Annotated in this window: 21 protein-coding genes; 9 read left to right on the top strand and 12 right to left on the bottom strand. The window is 70.9% G+C overall.

Translation table 11 applies throughout. The features are described from left to right. Window positions 1-314: 314 nt before the first annotated feature. The gene (locus tag ACN9MM_RS00890) at window positions 315-1,286 is read right to left on the bottom strand and encodes an oxidoreductase (RefSeq protein ID WP_426361802.1); all 972 of its coding nucleotides are present in this window, start codon (window positions 1,284-1,286) and stop codon (window positions 315-317) included. A 55-nt stretch (window positions 1,287-1,341) separates the two neighbouring features. Between ACN9MM_RS00890 and ACN9MM_RS00885 the strand changes: the two genes are divergently transcribed. Next, window positions 1,342-1,764 (top strand): MerR family transcriptional regulator, encoded by a 423-nt coding sequence (locus ACN9MM_RS00885; RefSeq protein WP_426361801.1) that lies wholly within the window; start codon window positions 1,342-1,344, stop codon window positions 1,762-1,764. Window positions 1,765-1,916: 152 nt separating this feature from the next. On the opposite strand, the gene ACN9MM_RS00880 is transcribed toward ACN9MM_RS00885, so the two are convergent. Continuing rightward, complete coding sequence (locus ACN9MM_RS00880; RefSeq protein ID WP_426361800.1) at window positions 1,917-2,144, bottom strand: hypothetical protein; 228 nt, start codon at window positions 2,142-2,144, stop codon at window positions 1,917-1,919. Between the two features lie 170 nt (window positions 2,145-2,314). Here ACN9MM_RS00880 and ACN9MM_RS00875 point away from each other — a divergent pair, with 170 nt between their 5' ends. Next, window positions 2,315-2,608 carry a putative quinol monooxygenase gene (locus ACN9MM_RS00875; RefSeq protein WP_426361799.1) on the top strand — a complete coding sequence of 98 codons (294 nt, stop codon included), beginning with the start codon at window positions 2,315-2,317 and terminating at the stop codon, window positions 2,606-2,608. Window positions 2,609-2,895: 287 nt separating this feature from the next. Then, window positions 2,896-4,557 carry a phosphodiester glycosidase family protein gene (locus tag ACN9MM_RS00870; protein ID WP_426361798.1) on the top strand — a complete coding sequence of 554 codons (1,662 nt, stop codon included), beginning with the start codon at window positions 2,896-2,898 and terminating at the stop codon, window positions 4,555-4,557. A 539-nt stretch (window positions 4,558-5,096) separates the two neighbouring features. On the opposite strand, the gene ACN9MM_RS00865 is transcribed toward ACN9MM_RS00870, so the two are convergent. Beyond that, a complete protein-coding gene (locus tag ACN9MM_RS00865) occupies window positions 5,097-5,441 on the bottom strand; it encodes a hypothetical protein (protein WP_426361796.1) in 345 nt (114 codons plus the stop codon). A 106-nt stretch (window positions 5,442-5,547) separates the two neighbouring features. Here ACN9MM_RS00865 and ACN9MM_RS00860 point away from each other — a divergent pair, with 106 nt between their 5' ends. Next, the gene (locus ACN9MM_RS00860) at window positions 5,548-5,925 is read left to right on the top strand and encodes a thiol-disulfide oxidoreductase DCC family protein (RefSeq protein WP_426361795.1); all 378 of its coding nucleotides are present in this window, start codon (window positions 5,548-5,550) and stop codon (window positions 5,923-5,925) included. Window positions 5,926-6,149: 224 nt separating this feature from the next. On the opposite strand, the gene ACN9MM_RS00855 is transcribed toward ACN9MM_RS00860, so the two are convergent. The 3 genes from ACN9MM_RS00855 to ACN9MM_RS00845 all read right to left on the bottom strand — a co-directional run bounded on the left by ACN9MM_RS00855 (window position 6,150) and on the right by ACN9MM_RS00845 (window position 7,049). Beyond that, on the bottom strand, window positions 6,150-6,317 hold the full coding sequence (locus ACN9MM_RS00855; RefSeq protein WP_426361794.1) for a hypothetical protein: 168 nt from the start codon (window positions 6,315-6,317) through the stop codon (window positions 6,150-6,152). Window positions 6,318-6,336: 19 nt separating this feature from the next. Further along, the gene (locus tag ACN9MM_RS00850) at window positions 6,337-6,693 is read right to left on the bottom strand and encodes a PRC-barrel domain-containing protein (protein WP_426361793.1); all 357 of its coding nucleotides are present in this window, start codon (window positions 6,691-6,693) and stop codon (window positions 6,337-6,339) included. Between the two features lie 134 nt (window positions 6,694-6,827). Continuing rightward, window positions 6,828-7,049: a hypothetical protein gene (locus ACN9MM_RS00845; protein ID WP_426361792.1), complete on the bottom strand. Its 222-nt coding sequence runs from the start codon at window positions 7,047-7,049 to the stop codon at window positions 6,828-6,830. 171 nt (window positions 7,050-7,220) lie between these two features. Here ACN9MM_RS00845 and ACN9MM_RS00840 point away from each other — a divergent pair, with 171 nt between their 5' ends. The 4 genes from ACN9MM_RS00840 (at window position 7,221) to ACN9MM_RS00825 (ending at window position 10,413) form a co-directional block, all read left to right on the top strand. Further along, window positions 7,221-7,604: a hypothetical protein gene (locus ACN9MM_RS00840; RefSeq protein ID WP_426361791.1), complete on the top strand. Its 384-nt coding sequence runs from the start codon at window positions 7,221-7,223 to the stop codon at window positions 7,602-7,604. A 656-nt stretch (window positions 7,605-8,260) separates the two neighbouring features. After that, window positions 8,261-8,647, top strand: coding sequence for an ATP-binding cassette domain-containing protein (locus ACN9MM_RS00835; protein WP_426361790.1), 387 nt, complete (start codon window positions 8,261-8,263; stop codon window positions 8,645-8,647). Window positions 8,648-8,820: 173 nt separating this feature from the next. Further along, complete coding sequence (locus tag ACN9MM_RS00830) at window positions 8,821-9,015, top strand: hypothetical protein (protein ID WP_426361789.1); 195 nt, start codon at window positions 8,821-8,823, stop codon at window positions 9,013-9,015. Between the two features lie 297 nt (window positions 9,016-9,312). Next, window positions 9,313-10,413 carry an alpha/beta hydrolase family protein gene (locus ACN9MM_RS00825; protein WP_426361788.1) on the top strand — a complete coding sequence of 367 codons (1,101 nt, stop codon included), beginning with the start codon at window positions 9,313-9,315 and terminating at the stop codon, window positions 10,411-10,413. 78 nt (window positions 10,414-10,491) lie between these two features. Here the strand turns inward: ACN9MM_RS00825 and ACN9MM_RS00820 are convergent, their stop codons facing one another. Then, window positions 10,492-12,723, bottom strand: a complete 2,232-nt coding sequence (locus ACN9MM_RS00820; protein WP_426361787.1) for an RICIN domain-containing protein — start codon at window positions 12,721-12,723, stop codon at window positions 10,492-10,494. Between the two features lie 452 nt (window positions 12,724-13,175). Between ACN9MM_RS00820 and ACN9MM_RS00815 the strand changes: the two genes are divergently transcribed. Next, complete coding sequence (locus ACN9MM_RS00815) at window positions 13,176-14,192, top strand: LacI family DNA-binding transcriptional regulator (RefSeq protein ID WP_426361786.1); 1,017 nt, start codon at window positions 13,176-13,178, stop codon at window positions 14,190-14,192. 238 nt (window positions 14,193-14,430) lie between these two features. Here the strand turns inward: ACN9MM_RS00815 and ACN9MM_RS00810 are convergent, their stop codons facing one another. From ACN9MM_RS00810 to ACN9MM_RS00790, 5 genes are all read right to left on the bottom strand, one after another. Further along, window positions 14,431-15,213: an isocitrate lyase/PEP mutase family protein gene (locus tag ACN9MM_RS00810; protein WP_426361785.1), complete on the bottom strand. Its 783-nt coding sequence runs from the start codon at window positions 15,211-15,213 to the stop codon at window positions 14,431-14,433. Between the two features lie 193 nt (window positions 15,214-15,406). Continuing rightward, a complete protein-coding gene (locus ACN9MM_RS00805; RefSeq protein WP_426361784.1) occupies window positions 15,407-15,727 on the bottom strand; it encodes a hypothetical protein in 321 nt (106 codons plus the stop codon). Between the two features lie 140 nt (window positions 15,728-15,867). Continuing rightward, on the bottom strand, window positions 15,868-17,058 hold the full coding sequence (locus ACN9MM_RS00800) for a metallophosphoesterase (protein ID WP_426361783.1): 1,191 nt from the start codon (window positions 17,056-17,058) through the stop codon (window positions 15,868-15,870). Window positions 17,059-17,308: 250 nt separating this feature from the next. Further along, on the bottom strand, window positions 17,309-18,271 hold the full coding sequence (locus ACN9MM_RS00795) for an ABC transporter substrate-binding protein (protein WP_426361782.1): 963 nt from the start codon (window positions 18,269-18,271) through the stop codon (window positions 17,309-17,311). Between the two features lies 1 nt (window position 18,272). Next, window positions 18,273-20,261: an ABC transporter permease gene (locus ACN9MM_RS00790; RefSeq protein WP_426361781.1), complete on the bottom strand. Its 1,989-nt coding sequence runs from the start codon at window positions 20,259-20,261 to the stop codon at window positions 18,273-18,275. Between the last annotated feature and the right edge of the window lie 250 nt (window positions 20,262-20,511).

Below are 20,511 nucleotides of genomic sequence, written 5' to 3'. Positions count from 1 at the left end.
AGCGAACCACCTGACACAGCTCTCGCCGGGCAGACGTGCGACGAGGGGAGCGTGGCAGGTGCCGAGGGCAGGTACGTTCCTCGCCGCGCCCGTCGCAGGTCGGAAGGAGAACGAACCAAGGCCGCGCCCACCCCACCGCGCCGGCTCACCGCGACCGTCGTGCGGCCCCTGGCCATGCCCGTACCGTTGGGCGATCTGGCGCTGGGGGGGGAGGAGCCTTTGCTTGGCGACTCCCCGCGCCTCTGCCGCCCGATCCGTGCCGATGAGGCGGCGGCGGTCCTCGACGATGAGGGCGCGTTGCGGCGATGCGGGGGTCATCGGGAGATGGGTGTGGCACCGGTCGCGGTGAGAGTCAGGTCCCACAGCCGTGCGGCCGCATCCGGGTCGATCGCGTACGCGCGGACGCCTCCGTCGTCCATGGGCGTTTCGGGAGCGGAGACGCCGGTGACGTCGCAGTCTTCCAGGTAGAGGCCGCCGAGGCCGTCGAGGAGGGGGGATGTGCCGGCCCACAGGCCGGTGGCGGCGCCCTGGGCGGGGGTCTTGAAGTCGGCGCCGGTCACGTTGCCGAGCTCGTCCACCCACCCGCGGTCGATCTGTTCCCGGAGTTCCATCTCCCGCTGCAGTCCGGTGATGATCTTGCCCGGGTGGAGTGCGAACGCGCGGACGCCGTCGCCGCGGCCGAGGGTGTCGAGGTGCACGGCGAAGAGGGCGTTGGCGGTCTTGGCCTGGCCGTAGGCCAGCCACTTGTCGTAGCCGGTACGGAAGTGAGGGTCGTGCCAGCGTATGTCGGTCAGGGTGTGGCCGGCGGAGCTGTTGACCACGACGCGGGCACTGCCGGAGGCGGCCAGGAGCGGGTAGAGCTCACAGGCGAGGGTGAAGTGGCCGAAGTGGTTGGCGGCGAGCTGGCTTTCCCAGCCGGGTCCCACGCGGCGTTCGGGGGTGGCCATGACTCCGGCGACAGCCATGAGCAGGTCGATCTTGGTCAGAGAGTCGCTGATCCGGGCGGCGGCGGTGCGCACGCTGTCGAGGTCGGCCAGGTCCATGGGGATGATCTCGCAGTTCCTCACGTCGGCGAGGGCCGTGCGGGCGATGTCGGGTCGGCGTGCGGGGACGAGGACCCGGGCTCCGGCGGCGGCAAGGACGCGGGCGGTTTCCAGGCCGAGTCCGGAGTAGCCCCCGGTCACGACGGCGTTCCTGCCGGAGAGGTCAAGGCCTGCGGTGACGTCGTGGGCGGTGCTGGTGGCGGAGAAGGGCGAGCCGAGCGGCTGCTGATCAGTGCTGGTCATGCCGTCGACGCTACGATCTGGAGTGAGGTCTAGATCAAGTCCTAGACTGCGGCGCATGGAAACCAGCGAGACTCCCGTGGTGCCGCTGAGCATCGGCGAGGTGGCCGAGCGGACTGGACTGACCGTGCACGCGCTGCGCTTCTACGAGCGCGAAGGCCTGCTGGTCGGACCGGTCCAGCGCACTGGCGGCGGTCGGCGGCGTTACACCGCCGCTGATGTCGAGTGGCTTCTGATCTGCGTCAAGCTGCGGGAATCCGGCATGCCGTTGGCCGACCTCAGGCGGTTCGCCGAGCTCGTGCGGCACGGTCGGGGCAACGAGGCGGAACGTCTGCAACTCCTCGACGCTCACCGGCAGCGCGTCGACGCCCAGATCCAGGCGCTGGAGGAGTGTCGCTCCGTCATCACCTGGAAGGTCGCCGTCTACGCCGAACACCTCGCCCGCGGCGATGCCGAGGGCCTCTGGGCCCCGACCACCTGAGTCCAGGGCGCGCCCCCGTGCCGTGCGGAGCACGCCACCGGAGCGGCGAGGAAGGCGGATCTTCAGTTCCGCGTCCGCCTGCGGTCGGCATGCGGGCCTGAGCGGCTCCCGTGGTCGGGCATGACGTCGTGCGGTCGGGAAGGCGGGGATGGTCAGTGCCAGACGGTTTCCCAGTCCTGCCCTGTGGGACCTGTGTTGTTCATGTCGACGTTCGACAGGAGGCCGATCAGGAAGAGGACCACCACGATCAGCACGAGAACCGCCACCCAGATGTGGTCCTCGGGCCCTGGACGGTGCCTGCCCGGCGGGTGATCCGGCCGGTCACCGTCTCCCTCGGCACCCCGACCCCGGCCTGCATCGTCGTTGTCCGCGTCGAGCATCGTGTCGCCCCCCTCCAGCCAGGTCCATGGCACCGTGCCGCACCAGTGGCGTCAAGCCCTCCCCGCGGTGGCGGCGCAGGGGGTGCGCGCCGGCCCAGCTCTTACTGCAGCCATGAGAGACGATGTCCTAGACTCGCGTGTCCCGGAAGTACGTTCGATCGGAGCGCACCATGCCCAAGGTCACCGCGATTGCTCTGCTCAAGGCCGCCCCCGGCGCCGAGGGCAAGGTCCGTGAGCAGGCACTGTCCTTGGTCGCACCGTCGAGGGCCGAGCCGGGCAACATCAGCTATCAGGCGTACGTCCACCCCGGGGATCCGAGTGCGTGGCTGGTGTTCGAGGAGTGGGAGGACCGCGCTGCGTTCGAGGCGCACCTGTCGAGCCCTCATCTGACCGAGGCGCTCGCGGCGGGTCCGGGACTGCTGGTCGGCCCGCCGACTGAGCATGTGTTCACCGCTGCGGAGTGACCGGTGCCCCGGCCGTCACCTGAACCCCTGTCAGCTTCTCTGAGGTCCTGTACGAAGACCGCTGGCCTGCGGGTGCTCGCGTGGGGATGGCCACTCGGGCGTCTTGAGCCAGGCACAGCCCGGAGTCTGCTTCCTGCCCGCGCGCGGATGGTGCGGTCTGTGGCCGGGCCCTCGTGGCGCTGTGCCGTGAGCGCTTCACTCGCTGCCCAGGGCAACCCTGAGCCTTTGCCGCGTGTCTAGTTCAGGTGATTCGATCTTCTTCCTCTCTGTCCCGGACAGCCGCACGCGTGAGTGCTGCGCTACTGGTCTCCGCGTCCCCCCTGCTCGCCACCACGGCCACCGCCGAACCCGTACCCGACTATCCGGCGCTCGGTGCGGTCTTCCCGCTGGGCGACCACGCGGCGCCGAAGAGCGGGTACAAGGAGCTCGCGCCCGGCGTCACCTATCGGGTGTTCACCCAGGGCGCGGCGAGCGACGTCTGGACGGTCTGGGTGCGGTTCGACGACGGGCAGGAGGTGACCTCCGCGGAGAGTACGGCCGCGGCCCTCGCGGTGAGGCTGCGGACCGCCGGGTTCGGGGACGCCCGGGTCGTGCCCCTGGAGTCGCCCGCCACGGCGGACACGTACGCCCAGACGTTCTACGGCGTGCACGTCGGCTCGTACACCACCTCGACGGAGGCCGAGGCCCTCCAAGAGGAGCTGAAGACCTCGGGGTTCGCCGACTCCCGTGTTCTGTACACGGCCGAGACCAACCCCGACACCCGAGGTCCCTGGCAGATCCGGGTCATCACCATCAGGCCGGACGCCCAGGTCGATCTGCGCACCGAGCACGGCGCGAACGTCTCCGCGTCCGAGACCGTACGGCAGCTCTCCGCGTCCGCCGGTGCGCTGGCCGCCGTCAACGGCACGGAATTCGACATCAAGTCCATCAACAACACCGCCTTCATGGGCTACGAGGGCGTCCCCCAGGGCCTCTACATGAAGACCAACGTGCTGCTCGGGGGCGCCAACAACGGGCGCACCGCGCTGCTCCTCAACGCCGCGGGCGGCGGGCACCGCATCACCGAGGTCAAGTCCCGGACCTGGATCACGGGGTCCGACGGGACCACGACGCGTGAGGTCGACGGCATCAACCGCGTCGCCGGGCAGATCCTCGGCTGCGGGGGCGTCGGCGACGACTTCCGGAAGACCGCGACCCTGGGCAATGTTCCGCGCCTCGACCCCTGGCGCAACGGGATCTGCTACGACTCGAACGAGATCGTCGTCTTCCGGCCCGAGTGGGGGACGAGTACCCCCGCGCCTGCGAAGGAATGGGCCGGCGTGCCCGTCACCGAGGTCGTCATGAACGGCAACTGGGACGTGCTCGAACTCCGCGACGCCCCCGGACCGATCCCGGCCGGCGGCCGGGTCCTCCAGGGCATCGGCAACGGCGGCGCATGGCTGCGGACCCTCAAGCCCGGGGACCGCGTGACCCCGCACACCAGCGTCACCGACATGGCCGGGACCCCGGTCACCTCCTCCGCTCTCGCCGCCGTCGGGGCCGGCACGCCCGCGCTGATGCGCGACGGCCAGGTGTGGCTCAACCCGGCCGCCAACGGCATGGCGCACGTCTCCTGTGCCCTGCCCGCCCCGGCCACGGGCTGCCGCCCCAGCGGCGTGCTCACCGCCCGCCACCCGCGCACCCTGGCCGGGATCTCGCCGCAGGGCCACCTCATGCTCGTCACCGTCGACGGCCGCAATCCCCAGGGAAGCGTCGGCGTGACGCTGCCCGAGGCCGCCCGCGTGATGGAGTGGCTGGGCGCGCGCGACGCCGTAGGGCTCGGCAGCGGCGGTGACACGACCCTGATGGTGGAGAACACCCTCTACAACCGGCCCTGGGACCAGTGGAAGGACACCGCACCACGCGAGCGTGCGGTGAGCAACGCGGTGGTCGTGGTCAAGCGCCCCTAGCGTCACCGGGCCGGCGTGGCACCGCTCACTCAGCAGCGGTGGAAGGTGTACAGGGCGCCACGGGCCCGCTCGACCGTCTCCAGTGCCTTGGGCAGGGAGCCGAGAGCAACTGTCGAACTACCGAAGCGATCGCCTCCAACGACCGCCACTGTCGCTTCCCGGGCACGGCGTCTCCCGGATGCGCCACGAGGCGCTGCGGATGCGGGCCGGAGCGTTCACCACGGGGTGGAACCCGTCCCGTACGACGACCTGGCGGGGCGATCGGGAGAGACCGTTCCAGTCGACCCCGGTACCAGCACCGGCGCTCTGCTCGTCACGGCTCGCGGCCGGATCCACATGGCGGAGCTACCCGCGGGCTCGCCGGACATCCCCACGCGCGCGCGGTCATCGCTGTCGGCCGGCCGACAGAGGAGCGGGCGCGGCGGACCGCCCGACCGGGCCCGGCCCCGCCCGAAGGGGGAGGCCCGAAGCAGAGCGCAAGGCTGATGGCGTCGAGGGACCGTTCCGCCACGAACACCTCAGGCACACCCCCACCGGCCTCATCGCCTGCCGGTTTCCTCCTCGCCGGTGTCCTCGTCGAGCGCTGCGAGGCCCTCGCGCCAGCGCGCACGACGCTCCGCCTCCGACTGCTCCCACCAGGGCGTGCCGCGCTCCCCGAGGGCGACCTTCGCCGTCTGGACGCGGTTCCGGGCGGAGCGCTCCGCCTCCGCGTTCTCGGCCCGTCGTGCTGTGGCCACGGCACGGCGCGCGGTCATGAGGTGGGAGCGCAGCTGTGCGGCGACATCCTCGGGCAGGTCCGGGTCCGTGGCCCGCCAGCGTCGGCCGTTGATGACCACGTACCGCCCGTCAGGGGTGCGGGCCGGCCGTGGCGTGTCTGCCTTCACCCGTACAAGCCTGGCAGACGCGCAGGGTCGCGCGGCTCCGGCCGCCGGGCGACCGGCGGCGTTTCGTCGGACCATGTCGGTCGTCGCGAAGCGGGATGATGGAGCCGTGCGTCCTCGACCTGTGCTCGTCTACGACGGAGACTGCGGCTTCTGCACGACGTCGGCGAACTTCGCCGAACGACGGGTACGGCCCGGTTGTGACTTCGTCCCGTGGCAGTTCGCCGACCTCGACGCCCTGGGCGTCACTCAGGAGCGTGCCGAGTACGAGGTGCTGTGGGTGCCGCCCGCCGGAGCGGTCGAAGGAGGGGCGCGGGCTGTCGCGAGGGCCCTCCTGAGCGCGGGCGGGGTCTGGGCACCCCTGGGAGCGCTGTTCTTGCTGCCCGGCGTGCGCTGGGTCGCCCGGCGCGTCTATCGGCTCATCGCGGCCAACCGCCACCGACTTCCGGGAGGAACCCCCGCCTGCCGAATGCCCCGGCGTCCATGAGACTCCGAGAGGCCCGGCGCGCTCGTCGGTCAGGAGAGCGCCGGCCGCATTGCGTTCGGGTGATCCGCTCGGGGTGAGGTGGGCTTCGACGACCTGCGGTGTGGCCCTGATGCTCAAGGCGGCGCAAGGGGCATCGCGCGCATCGAGGGAGAGGCACGGGGACGGACCGGAGGGCGTATGGCATCGGTCGAGAACAGCGAAGGCGCGCCCCGGCCGCCCGGAAGTCACCGCACGGGGCGTCGCCCGGTACGCCGGAAGCGTGCGGCCCCCAGGGCCAGCGCGGCGACGAAGACGGCCACGCCGATGATCAGGAGATAGAAGAGCCCATCGGCGACCGCGCCGACGATGCCGAGGACGATCGCCGCGATCACGAGCAGCAGGACCCAGACCATCAGAGCTTCTTCCCGCTGGTCAGCGCCGGGCCAGACGTCGCTCGCCGCCGGCGCCGGGCTGATGCTCCAGCTTGTAGTGCGCGAAGACCAACGGTTCCTGCTCGGCCGGCAGCACGCCGTCGGTGTCGATCGCCGGCGCGTCCTTCACCGTGGACTTGTCGTAGGGGACCTTCAGGTACCCGGGGCCGACGGTCGCTTCGCCGATGGGGACGAAGACCAGCCGGTGTCTGGTGGGGAGACCGACGGTGACCGTCGCGAACGACGGCTCGTCGGTCGCGGTGTCCACGTAGACCGACTCGAGCGTGCCGATCTTCTTCCCGTCCGCATCCACGACGTCGTGCTCGCGCCATTCCCGAATGTCGGCGATCTGGATCATCCATCAGCCTCCGTTCCGCGCCGTGACTCCATCATGTGGCCGGGCGTGACATTCCGCCCGCAGGCAGCCCCCAGGAAGATCTCGGCCGGGCGCGGAGGAGCCGTCGCCGCACGGGAGTGCGCGCCTGCCGTCCGTCACCACTCGGGGTGCACGTCGTGGCTGTCGAAGCGGGATCCCCTGTCCGTGATCCAGGGCCGGAACCGACCGGGCCCGGAGTCCTCGTGGGCGTAGGTCACCGGCTCCCCGGTGTCGTCGGTGACGATGACGGCTCCGGTCTTCTGCGCGCAGCGCAGCGCGTGGGTCCAGTGCCGGCCGCGATGGCCGGTGCGGTAGTCGGGGGGCTTGCATGAGGTCATCGCTGCTCACCGCCGTGTGAGGTCGCCTGCCTGCCGTACGGGGCAGGAGCCCAATATGTGCCGAACATGCACCAATACCCCTTATATGTAAGTTTGAACATCTGGAGTTCTTCGGCTGTCGAGCAGGCGGGCTCCGGACCATCGCGGTCGGTCGTGCAGCCGGAGGTGAAGATGCCGTCATCCGTCTCGGTCCTCCTGTACAGCAGTAACGCCGCCACCCGGGCGCAGGTCCGGACGGCCGTCGGCCGCAGCCCCGCGCCCGACATCCCACCGGTCTCGTTCATCGAGTGCGCGACTCTGCCCGCTGTTCTGCTGACTCTGGAGGCGAGCCGTATCGACGCCTGCGTGCTGGACGGGGAGTCCACTCCGGCGGGCGGCATGGGCGTGTGCCGGCAGATCAAGAACGAGGTCTTCCGATGCCCACCGGTTCTGCTCCTGATGGGACGGCCCCAGGACGCCTGGCTGGCCACCTGGAGCCACGCGGACGCCGTGATCACCCTGCCCCCGGACCCGGTGGAGATGGCGGCATCCCTCGCCGCGCTGCTCCGCGTGTGAGGGCGATTCAGGCTGAGCGGGGTCCGGCGACCGCGTCGCCCGTCGCTCTGGAGCCGGGCCGTGTCCAGGAGCCGGGCCCGTCCGCGCATCCCCCGACATTCGTCCGCCTGCTCGGCGATGTTCGACTGGGCGGGCACGCTGTGGAGGCAAGCGCCGCAGGTCTACAACTCGTTCCAGCGTTCGCCCTGTCGGGTGATCCAGGGTGGGCGGTCCACGGCCGATCCCTGCTGGATCCGGCCCTCGCGGGGCGGATGCCGAGGAGCCCCGGCCGTGTTCGGCCGGGGCTCCTCGTGGGCCCGCACCCACCACTGGTGCGAGCCGGTGTTCACCCTGCCGGGCGCAGCGGACAGGGGGGAATGTCCGCGGCCCGGCGAGTGAGCGGGTCCCATCCGCTCCCCGTCCGTATGCCCTCGATGCCGGAGCCCATGCACCCTGTTCCGCCCCGAAGGAGAAAGGTGTGAGGTGCGGCGCACGCACGCCCTCGGCCCCGCCGCGGTCGAGGCCCTGCACGGATCAGCCGGGGCTCAGCCACCGTCCGGGCGCATGCGGGCAAAGCGGTGAGCACTTCAGTCACGAAACGGACGGTACTTCGTCGGACCCCTTCGTCAGCGGCGCTACGCTGACCGGCAGGCGATCGACCGAACCGGCATGCGTCCGTGTCGCGGTCTCCCGGCGAACCACTGGGTGCGCAAACGCAAGGGAGCCTGCCTGTGAGCCCGCCGGACATCGCGATCTCCGCACAACGCGTCGTGCGACGGTTCGTCGCGGTCGACGTCGCCGTGCGAGCCCGTGAGATCTACGGGTTCCTCGGGCCCAACGGGGCCGGCAAGTCGACCTTCACCCGAGTGCTCTGCACACTCAATGGCCCGGGCTCCTGGCCATTCTGGGCGGGGGCGTCTTCAGTTTCGTCCTTGCCCTCACCGCTCTGCGCGGCCGCGTCTCACGTGGCTGACCGCACGCGCGGGGCAGGGGGAGCGGCGGGGCCCAGCCACGTCCGCTCTGGGCGGAGAGATGAAGTCCGGCGCCGGTCGGCCACCGCTTGAGCGCAGGGACGTCGTAGTCCGCGACCGCACTCGCGACCATCACCGGCCGGGAGCTTCGGCGTGGTGCGAGCAGTCTGGAACGGCATGCTCAACCGGGGACCGTTCTGACGGCGTACAGGTGTGCGGCCGGGGTGCGGGGGCATGCGGACGGAACCAACGGAGAGGAGCTCCTCATGCTTGGCGCGGGCGCCGCCCTGCTGTTCTTCATCGCCTTCCTGATCAACGCCGCGGACATCGGCACCAACGACGTGTTCACCTCGACGAACGTGATGCTGCTCGGGCTCACGGCCCTGTCCCTGCACCTCGCGGGCGTGGGAGCCGGCGGGTCTCACCACAACTCCAGGCGCCGGCCCTGGTCCCGCTCCTGACCTCTACGTCGACAACGCCCTCCACGTGGCTCCCCTACAGCCGCGCGCTGCTGGAAGGCAGTCGGACCTCCGTGATCGTCTCCGAGGACATCTTCGAGCCGGAGCAGCTGCTCGCGAACGACCTCGTGCGTTCCCACCTGGACGGGGACGAGACGATCGCTCTGCTGCACATGGGCACACCGCACCACCACAACGGCGAGGCAACCCGCACACGCACGGACACCATGCGAGCCGGGCCTCACACATCAGGGATCTCCCCGATGGCGCAGTCGGGCGCGGCCCATGACCATGCAGTGCATGGTCATACCCACCTTGCCGACGCCGACCGGGCCGCATCCGGTCGGTGCCGCGTCGGTGTACCTCGAGGACGTCTCCCGTCCGGATCCATGGGTCCCGGAGGTGCCGACGCGCGAGCTGATGATCACGATCTGGTACCCGGCCGCACGCACCTCCGGTCCGCGGGCCCGCTACATGACGCGAACGGAGTCGGCGCACGTCCTGGCCGGCGGGCAGGCTTCCGTCGTGCCCGACGCGCTCAGCACGGTACGCACCCACGCCTTCCCCGACGCCCCACTCGCCCCCGGACTGCGGGAACTGCCGCTGGTCGTTCTCTCCCCGGGATTCACCCGGCCCCGCGCCACGCTCACCTCGATCGGCGAGGACCTGGCCAGCCACGGCTATGTCGCGGTCGCGATCGACCACACCTACGAGACCGCGGCCACCACCTTTCCGGACGGTCGGGTGGCCGCCTTCGGCCTCGGCCACGGGTTCGCGCGCACCGCCGAGTTCTGGCGGAAGGTGAGGACCGGCCGTGCCCGCGACGTCTCCTTCGTGCTCGACCGGCTGTTCGGCAGCAACCCGCCCTGGGAAGGTGCCGCCGTGCTGGCCCCGGACCGGATCGGCATGGCCGGGCATTCCGCAGGAGGCGCGGCCACGATCGCGGCGATGACCGCGGACGAGCGCATCCGTGCGGGCAGCAACGTGGACGGCAGTACCGATTCTCTGATCCCGGACACCGGCCTGGAGCGCCCGTTCCTGTTCCTCGGCCGGGACGGCCAGTACTCTCCCGGCGACGGACCTGCCGCGGACACCTGGGCCCGAGACTGGCCGCTCCTGACCGGCTGGAAGCGCTGGCTGGTGGTCGCGGGCGCCAAGCACCCGTCCTTCACCGATCTCGGCCTCCTGGCCGATCAGCTCGGACTGCCGCTCGGCGCGAGCACCTCGGGGCTGCGCACCACGGCGATCACCCGCACCTACCTGCGCGCCTTCTTCGACGAGCACGTACGCGACGTCCGGGGGACACCGTTCGACCGTCTGTACGCGGACCACCCCGAAGTGCGCGTCTGCCTGCCACGTGACCGCCCGCCGCGGATCACGAGCGAGCCGGGTGCCCCCTGAGGAGAGCCTCCGGCCCGCTCGCTGCGGTCAGGGGAGGAACAGTGCGATCCTGAGAGGCTCAGTGCGATCCTGAGAGGATCAGTTGATCGCCCACAGCTGGAGCGTCGATCCGGTGTCTGCCTGCTGTGTCACGAGGGCGCCGCTCGCGGTGGAGGAAGTGGTCATGAGCAGGCCGCTCACTGCGGACGTCACCTTGTAGGCGCCGTTGGTCTGGCGGGTGGCGTTCCAGCGCTGGTTGGCGGCGCCGGTACAGGTCCACTGGACGACCCTGGCTCCCGCCGTGGTCGACGACCCTTCGACGTCGGCGCAGAGGCCGGACTCGACGTTGGCGATCTCATAGGATCCGTCGGTCCGCTGGGTGAACTTCCAGTTCTGGTTGGCGCCTCCGGTCGGCGGCCAGGTGATGAGCTGGGTGCCGGACCTGGTGCTGTGATCGGGGTTGTCGAGGGCCTTGCCGTTGGTGACGAGGGTGTGGTTGCCGTTGAGCGTGGTGGGTGCGGCTCCCGTCGGAGTGAGGGTCAGCACCTGTTCGTCGGCGGCGCGCGTGCCTCCGACGGTGTTGCCGGTGACGTTGGTCCAGGTGCGGGTGGGAGTGGTCTCGGCGAGCCGGCTCGCGGTGCCGGACAGGCCGATCACGAGGCCGCTGTAGCGGTTGACCAGGCGGTACGTGCCGGTGGCGGAGTCGTCCGTGGCGGAGGCGCCGGGGATGATCCACCACTGCTGGCCGACGGTGGGCCCGCCGGCGGGCGCGGTGGTGACGGTGGGCTTGGCCCCCCAGGCACGGCCGGCGTTGGCGGAGGAGTCCACGCCCAGGAGTTGGCCGGTGGAGGCGTTGACGATCCGGTGGGACCCGTCTCCGTTGGCCTTGAAGACCCACGACTCCAGGGCGGAGCCGGTGGGGGCGGCGACCGAGGTGGTGGTGGATCCGCCCGCCACCTGGGCGAGGGCCCGGCCCTCGGCACTGGAGATGCGGTAGGCCGAGGCCGTGTCGATCGGCACGGAGGGAGCGGAGCTGTTGATGGTCAGGTTGACGTACTCGCCGGAGGCTCCGTTCGAGCACCCGAAGGAGCAGTAGGAGCGGAAGTCCTTGCCGACGATGCCAGAGCTGGTCCTGTTCGCACTGTCGAGGAACCAGCGGTACCAGGAGGCGTTCTTGTAGGTGCCTGTGTCACCGAGACGGAACCACTTCTGCTTGGTCAGGTCGTCGGTGGCGTAGATCTCCTGGGACGCGTTGCCGCTCTGGTCGACGTTCTGCGGTTCGCCGAGGTAGAGCCCGAGGTACGCGTTGTAGGTGATGTCCATGACGAACAGGGGCGATGTGGCCGGCATGGTGCCTGCCGCCACCTGCTGGCTGATGGTGCCGGCGTTGAGCGGGCTGTACTCCTTGTTCGTCGGCGTGTAGCCCGTGGTGCTGGAGGCGCCGACGGGCACCATGTTGCTTTCCTTGCCGCCCTTGCCGGGCTGCGACCAGCCGCCGTCGTACCACTTCTGCCAGGACGCGGACGCCATCTTGCCGGCGATCGGCGCGCGGGCCACGTGGCTGTAGAAGGCTCCCCAGCCACCGCCCTTGTTGACGATGCGCGAGCCGTAGAAGGCGTAGAAGTAGCCCGACGCGGTGTCGACGAACAGACGCTGGTCGCCGTCGCCGTAGTCGTAGGTCTGCTGCGGGAACGCGGCGGTGTCACCCCGGGTGGTGCTGTACGGGGAGGTGATGACGTGGTCCTTGATCGACCACGTACGGCCCTGGTCCTTGGAGACCGCGTAGTCGATGGCGTCGAAGTGCAGGCCGTCGCCGAAGGGCTGCGGGGTGAACTCGTTGTGGACGAGGCCGTACCAGTCACCCGTGTCCGGGTCGACCCAGACACCGGCCAGATCGCAGTAGTTCTTCTGGGCGTAGCCCGATCCGGACGGCGCGTAGGACGCCTGGATGCCGGTGGGGCTGTTGTTGCAGCGCCAGGTGGTGTCGTTGTTCTTGTCGTTGGCGTTGGCCGGGTTGACGGCGTCGCTGATCGCGGCGGAGCGGGTCGCGGTGTCGAGGTTCGTGCCGGTGTAGAACTCCCACTTGCGCGGGTCGCTCGCCCCGTAGAGGGCGTGGGACTGCTGGTAGAAGAAGGTGCCGTCCTTGTCGATGTACGGCGCGGCGGGCGTGTCCGTCGGGTGGGTCCACGACCCCTTGGACCCGACGGAGACGGTGTAGGTGGCCGCCTCCGGTGCGGCTGAGGCCGAGCCCGGGAGCAGGGCGTCGGCACCTGCCGCGGCGACGGCCAGGGCGACTGCCGCGCCGATCAGCCTTCGTCTGGGAGCTGACACGAGGACTCCTCGTCGTAGTGGGGGATGGCGTACGCGCGGGACGGCGGCGTCCGCGGGGAGAGGCCCGGCGGCGGGGCCGGGCCTCGTACCGTCCGCCCCGGGGGCGCGTACACATGCCCCGTTCGGCGGCGACGGACGAGATCGGAGTGGCCCTGCCCGAGCCCGTGGGGGCGCCCTGGTGGACGGGCAGACGCGGGCGGCGAGGTGGCGCCTCCCGGGCAGCTCCGGCTCATCGGCGGGTGGACCGGATCACGGGCCTGCCGATATGAGGGAACGTAGGGCTCCTTTGACCGGTAAAACAAGGCTCTTGTCAAAAATTCCCAGCACAACCAAACGGATTCGCACACTGGGCTCGATGTCCACAACCAGCCGCTTCCTGGGTCGCGTTGACCGGAGTGCAGTGCCCGGTTACGTTGCCGACCTCGGCTCCGAACGGTCGGATGAGGTTTCGCATGGTGACGATGCAGGACGTGGCCCGGCGAGCCGGTGTGACGAAGCAAACCGTTTCGAACGTCGTCACCGGCCGGGTAGGAGTCCGTCCCGACACCGCGGCGCGCGTCCGCACGGCGATCGACGAACTCGGCTACGTACCGAACCTCGTGGCCCGGTCCCTGGCCACCGGGTCCACGCGCACGGTCGGCCTGTTCGTACCCACGGTCGGAACCGCCTTCTACGCGGACCTGGTGGAGGAGGTCGAGGACGCGCTGGACGAGCACGGGCACCACCTTCTGCTGTGCACCACGCGCAGGAGTGGTGATCGGGCACGCCGACATCTCGCGGGGCTGACGAGCCGCTCCGTCGACGCCCTGCTCGTCGCGGGCGACCAGGACCTCCTCGACCACCTGCCACTGCTCTCCGACGCACGCTTCCCGGTGGCCCTGTGTGCCTGGGAGACGGACGCGCCGGAGCGGTTCCCCGTCGTGACCGTCGACTACGAGAAAGGTGGCCTGCTGGCGGGCCGCCACCTTCGCGACCTGGGACACGAGCACGTCGTGGTCCTCGCGAGTCCCGCACACGCCCGGCGCGTCGAGGGCTTCAAGAGGGCGTTTACGGAGCAGGGCACGGAAGTCCGGGCGGACGCGGTGCACTTCGTCCACGAGCCGTCCTTCCGGGCGGCGTTCGACGCGGCCCGGTTCGCCCTGGCCGCGCATCCCGAGGTGACGGCGCTGTTCGCGACGCACGACGTCCTGGCGACGGGAGCGCTCGAGGCCGCACAGGCGGCGAGCCGCTCCGTACCCGACGACCTGTCCGTGGTCGCCTACGACGACTGCCCTGCCGGGCCGTCCTCCCGACCGGCGTTGACCAGCGTGGTTCTGCCCCGACGGCAGATGGCGCGGAACGCGGTGACCCTCTTGCTCGACGCCGCGGGGGGCCGGGAGCCATTGGCGAGGCACCGGATGCTGCCGCCGGAGTTGGTCGTCCGGGACAGCAGCGGTCCGGCCGCGAGGCGGCCGGACGGGCCCCGGTAGAGGACCGACCGCCGGCTGCCATGGCCCGATTCGAGGCGAGGCGACGTACGGAGGAGAGGCAGACCCAGAGCATCAGCGGCCTGCCTGCCTGAGTGTGGCGTAGGAGTCCCGCCGCTGCTCGACCCGTTCGGGGTTACAGGGGCCGCGGGGGGTGATCAGCGTCGAAAGACACGGCGCTGATGCTCTGCTTCGTGTCGGAGCCTTGAAGCCCGGGCCGGACCAGCTCCGTCTTCCGACATCACTCACGCGGTGCGTGGGCCTCAGAAGACCACGGTTGGAGAACGTGCGTCATCGCATCCGTCATCGCGAACTGCAACAGCGGACCGTACGTGATCCTGGCGACGCCGAGCCGGCGGAAGCGTTCCAGGTCGTGCCGGACAGGGTGGGCTGTGGTGTTCACGGGAACCGAGACAGCGGCGATCACAGCCGAGAGCAGATCGTCGCTGTCCTGAATGCCCACCGGATACACACTGTCGGCTCCAGCCCGCTGCATCGCCAGCAGTCGCTCGATCGCCTGCTCCAGAACGCCGGAGGGGTCTTCGGCGTCCTGGAAGAGGTCGGTACGCCCGTTGACCCAGATCGGCACGCCCGCATCGTCAGCCGCCGCCCGGAGTCCGCCGATGAACTCCGCGTGCTCCTGTGTCGTGCGCATGCGCCCGCCCTCGGAGTGAACGGTGTCCTCAAGGTTGAGTCCGACGCCGCCCACCTCGATGAGCCCGGAAATGAGGTCTGTGGGGGACTGTCCGTAGCCCGCTTCCAGATCCACCGACACGGGGACGTCCACCGCCGCGATGATCGGCGTGACGGCGGCGAGGACCTCTTCGAAGGTCTGACCCTCATGGTCGTCCGCGCCACGGGAGTCGGCGAGAGGGTGGCTGCCGACGGTCAGTGCCGGGAATCCGGCGCGGACCGCTGTCCGCGCGGACCAGACGTCCCACACGGTCGGAAGCACGAGCGGCCTGAAGGCGGAGTGCAGCTGTTGAAGGCGCTGAGCGCGTCCCACAGTCGTGTGAAGGTCCATGTCGGGACGCTACCTCTGAGCCATCCGAAACCCTGTCGGCGACGCCGTCGAGCGCGCTGTGGATCACTGCACCGCACCACCGCACGAAGGCGAGCCGCCCCCGACGGCGTCGGCTGAGCGGACCAGTAGCCGCAGCGGACAGAGACTGTCCCACGGGACCCGTGTGCCAGGCCATGGCGGACGCCTCAGGCGGTCACAGGCCGGCGACGTCCCGGGCCTTCTTGAGGACGGAGTCCAGCGTGTCCACCACGGCGTTACGCTGCCTCGCGCGCGCCGCGCGGTCTGCCGGCACCAGCCGCGCGGCGGCCTGAACAGCGTGGGAATCAGCATCGCCGAAGGCGGTCCGGGGGTGTTCTCCCGTTTCCGCGCAGTGGGCCGTGACCTCCTTGACCGCCTGGAGCACGACTGCCCGGTCCACGCCCGGCTGCATGGCCAGCCGCACCTGGAAACGCGCCATCCACTTTTCGCGGTCCTTGTCGCTTGCCGCGTCCGTCCTCTGGTCGCTGTTCGCCATGTGCTCTCCCGGGTCGGCAGCCGTCCTTCATGGTGCTAGACGCCGGGGCACCGAGACGGGTTGCGCAAGCGAGCATGTCACCCGAGCCGACCGGGCTCGAGGAAAGATCGAGGCGACGGGGCAGGATCACGAACCAGGGTTCAGGCGGCAGCGACCTGCAACGGGCGGATGGACGAGGTGTGGGCCAAGGTGGCGCGGGCGGTGTCGACGTCGACGGTGTAGGCGTTCAGGGTCAAGTGCTCCTCGGTCACCTTGGCGATCATGAATCCGTGCTGAGAGAAGTCCTGCCAGCGGGCCGGGGTCGCCCCGTGCGCCCGCCCGTCGCCCGTCTTGCCGGCGGCTCCGCAGACGATCTGCCGGGTGCCGCGGCTGGCCGTGGTGGGTTCGAGTACCTGGAGCGTGTGGTCGTGCCCGGACAGGATCAGGTCGGCCCGTCCGCAGACGACTTCTTCGTACAGTTCCTTGAGGTGGATGCGGCGCGTGTAGTGCCCGACGAGGAATCCGTCGTAGCGTCCGGCGTTGCCGTGCTGTCCGTTGTTCAGATACGGGTGGTGGCCGAGCACGACCTTCCATCTGGCCTGGGAGCGGGACAGCGCGTCGTCGAGCCAGCGGCGCTGCTCACGCATGTACGGGCCGTCCCATGTGTAGTACGGGTCGGTCTGCGTGACGGTGGAGGTCACGGGGTTCGTGTCGAGGGCGAAGAACTCCACGAGCGGCGTGGTGTCCCCAGGGGTGGCGGGGACGGTCACCGAGTAGTAACGGGAGGGCATGTACCACCGGGGGGAGGCCGCCGCGTAGGCCACCTCGCGGTCGCCGCGGGACGGGTCGCCGCCGCTGCCGGGGATGATGCCGGAGCAGTCGTGGTTGCCGAGCACCATGAGCCAGGGGACGTCGATGCCGGTGTTGGGCTGCTCGAACTTCGTGGCGAACTCGGAGTCGTGGTCGGACTCGGGGCCGTTCTCGTAGATGTTGTCGCCGAGCCCGACGGCCAGTCGCACGTCCTCAGCCGCGCAGATCTGGCGTGCGGCCGCGGCCACCGCGTACTGTGCCGCCTCCCCGGTTCCCGCGTCGCCGGTGACCAGCACCGACAACGCGCCGTCGCGGCCCACCCCGGTGGGCTGCGGAAACCTCCGCGGGCGGTCCGCGAGCGCCGGGCCGGCCGTGGCCCGCCCCGGCAGGGCGGCGAGCGTGGCGCTGGCCACCATCGAGGCGAGCAGGGTCCGCCGGTGCAGGGAGGGCCGGCCGGTGTGTCGGCTCGGGAGTTCCAGGCTCCTGGCCCACTGAGTCTCCGTCAGATCCGCTTTCGCGGGTATCGCGTCGTCTCCGCACATGGCATCTGTTCTCCCACAAGGGCACGGCGCGATCAGTACGAAAAGCTGGACGTTGTTCAGCTGTGACCCAACGGCTGGTGAGAGCGCGGGACCCGCGGCTCGGTTCGCCCGGCGCGGGGCCACCACGGTCCCGAGCAGCCCGCCCCCCGCTGCCGTAGCCGACGGCGGTCAAAGGGTCCGGGCTTGCGAACGGCCGGAGCCGGTGGACGCCGGGTTCGGCGTCCACCGGCTCACGCGCCCGGCCCCCGCGTCAGGACGGGAGCCATGCCCGCCAGGTGGACTCGTTCTCCTTCACCCACCGGCCCGCCGCCTCCTGCGGCGACAGTCCCTGCTCGGCGATCATCAGGGCGACGTCGTTCTGCATGGCGGTCGTCCACCGGAACTTCTTCAGGAAGGCGGCGGCGTCACCTCCGCCCTCGGCGAAGCGGGCGTTGAGGAACTTCTGCAGCGGCGTGTGCGGGTACGCGCAGGCCACCTTCTCCGGGTCGGCGTCGCAGCCCTCCTTGTGGGCCGGCAGCCTCACCTCCGTCATGGGAACCTTCTCGAACAGCCACTGGGGCGTGTACCAGTAGGTCAGGAACGGCTTCTTCTCCTTGGCGAACTGCTTGATCTGTGTGATCTGCGCTGCTTCCGAGCCCGCGAAGACGACCTGGTAGTCGAGGCCCAGACTGTCCACGAGCGCCTTGTCGTTCGTGACGTAGGACGGGGAGCCGTCCATCAGCTGGCCCTTGCCGCCGCTCTCCGCCGTACGGAACGCCTCGGCGTACCGGTTCAGGTTCCTCCAGTCCGTGACGTCCGGGTGCTTCTCGGCGAAGTACGTGGGCACGAACCAGCCGATGTGGCCGGTCACCCCGAGATCGCCGCCCCGCTCGACCGTCCCCTTGTCGTCGATGTACCGCTTCTCCTGGTCGGGGTGCCCCCAGTCCTCCAGGATGGCGTCGACCCGGCCCTGGCTGAGCGCGTCCCAGGCGGGCACCTCGTCGATCTGGACGGTGTCCACCCGGTAGCCGAGCTCGTGCTCCAGGAGGTACTGGGCGACGGCGACGTCGGCCTGGGCGCCCACCCACGACTGTACGGACAGGGTCACCGTCCGGGAGTCTTTCGCGTCGGCGTACGGGGAGGCCTGGCGGGTCATGTCGGCGGCGCCGCAGCCGGTGAGACCGGCCGCCAGGGCGGCCGCGGTCACGAGTGCGGCGAGACGTGTGCGAGCCATCTCAGGCCCCCTTTCCGGCGTGTGCGCGGTGTTCCGTCGGCTGGGTGACCCGGTCGAGCATCAGGCCGAGGCAGACGATCGCCGCGCCGGCGACCAGACCGGTCGCCAGGTCGCCCTGGGCGAGACCGAAGACCGCGTCGTACCCGAGCGCGCCACCGCCCACCAGGCCGCCGATGACGACCACGGCGAGTACGAGGACCACGCCCTGGTTGACGGCGAGCAGCAACGCGGGCCGCGCCAGGGGAAGCTGGACCTGGAACAGCTGCTGCCGCCCCGTCGCGCCCAAGGAGCGCGAGGCCTCCATCACGGCCGGGTCCACCCCGCGCACGCCCTGTGCGGTGATCCGTACGACGGCCGGCAGCGCGTAGACCACGGCGGCCGCGACCGCCGGGGCCCGGCCCACGCCGAACAGGGCGACGACAGGGATCAGGTACACGAACTGAGGCATGGTCTGGAAGACGTCGAGCACCGGGCGCAGTGCCCGCCCCAGGCGGGTGCTGCGGGCGGCGGCGACCCCCAGGGCGACACCGAGGAGCAGCGTCACGGCGACGGCGGCCAGCACCTGTGACAGCGTGTCGAGAGCCGGGTCCCAGACACCGAGCACCCCGATCGCCGCCGTCGCGAGGACGGCCGTCGCGGCGGTGCGCCACGTGCCGATGAGCAGGGCGAGCGCGCCGACCGTCAGAAGGACCGCCCACCAGGGCAGCCCCTGCAGGCCGTCGCGCAGGGGGTTGAGGACCCAGGTGGTGAACCGTCCGGCCCAGTCCGCGGTACCGCCGACGACCGGCACGCCGGAGTAGAGGTGCGCGGTCATCCAGTCGACCGCCCCGTTGACGGGCCCGGCGACGTCGACCGTCCAGGCGTCGGGCCAGGAGAGCCGGTCGGACAGCCGGCCCGCGACGGCGACGACCGCGGTCACCGCGAGAGCGACGGCCCATCCGAGTGCGGTCCGCCGCGCGGGCGCCGCACCGATGCGCTCTCCCGCCGCGGCGGTGACGCGGTCCAGGACGACGGCGAGCAGCACGACCGGCACACCGGCGGCGAGCGCGGCACCGACGTCGACGGAGGCCAGCGCCTGGTAGACGCGGTCGCCGAGGCCGCCCGCCCCGATGACGGACGCGATCACCGCCATGCCGAGGGCCATCATGATCGACTGGTTGACGCCGAGCAGGAGTTCCCTGCGAGCCAGCGGAAGCCGGGCGGTCAGCAGCCGCTGCCTTCCGGTGGCACCGAGGGACGCGGCGGCCTCCATGACACCGGCGTCCGCGTCACGCAGCCCTAGCGCGGTGAGACGGGCCATGGGCGGGGCGGCGTAGACCACGGTGGCGAGGACGGCCGCGGGCACGCCGATGCCGAAGACCAGGACGACGGGCAGCAGATACGCGAAGGCCGGCAGCACCTGCATGGTGTCGAGGACCGGGCGCAGGACGCGGTGCATTCGGTCCGACAGGCCGGCGGCGAGCCCGAGGAGACCGCCGAGCAGCACCGAAGCGGCGACGGCGACCACCATCAGGGCGAGCGTCTGCAGGGTGGGCACCCACATGCCGAGCAGTCCGCACACGGCGAAGGCGGCGACGGAGGTCAGCGCGAGCCGCACGCCCGCGACGCGCCAGGCCACCAGGCCGACGGCGGCGGTGACGCCGGCCCATCCGACGGCGAGCAGCACCAGGTAGACCGCGCGGACCGCGACGACCACCGCATTGCTCACGTGGCCGAGCACGTAGAGGAACAGCGGGTGGCTGTCACGGTTGTCGATGATCCATTCGCTGCCGCGCTCGAGCGGAGCGGACACGTCGACGGCGAGTGCTCCCGGCCAGCCGCCGCCACCCAGAAGGACGGCGCCGAGGAGCAGCGCGAGGGCCGTGCCCGCGGCGATCAGCCGGCCTCGGTGCCGCGTGAGTGCGTGCAGCCGGGCGGGCCGGGCCTCGCCGGCTCCGACCGTGCCGGTGGCCGCGCGGCCTGGAGGAGCGTGAGGAGCGGTCACGGTCAACGAACCCACCGCCCCGCGCCACGCGTCCGGCCCGAGGAACGGACGGGGTCCTGTCCGCTGGTGCTCCCGTCGTCCGGCCGGACGACGGTGCCGTCCGTCCTCCCGTCGGCCGGCCGGACGTCGGTTCCGGTGCCGTCCGTACTCCCGCCGACGGACGGGCCGTGTGAGCGTCCGGCGTCACGGGCGGGGTCCGAGAAACCGGGGGAGGGGAGGCGTCCGGTGTCGCGACGTTCTCCCCGGGCTCCGGCAC

The sequence above is a fragment of the Streptomyces sp. E-08 genome (assembly GCF_049913095.1).
Classification (GTDB): domain Bacteria; phylum Actinomycetota; class Actinomycetes; order Streptomycetales; family Streptomycetaceae; genus Streptomyces.
This window is presented reverse-complemented; position numbering and strand designations above follow the sequence as displayed.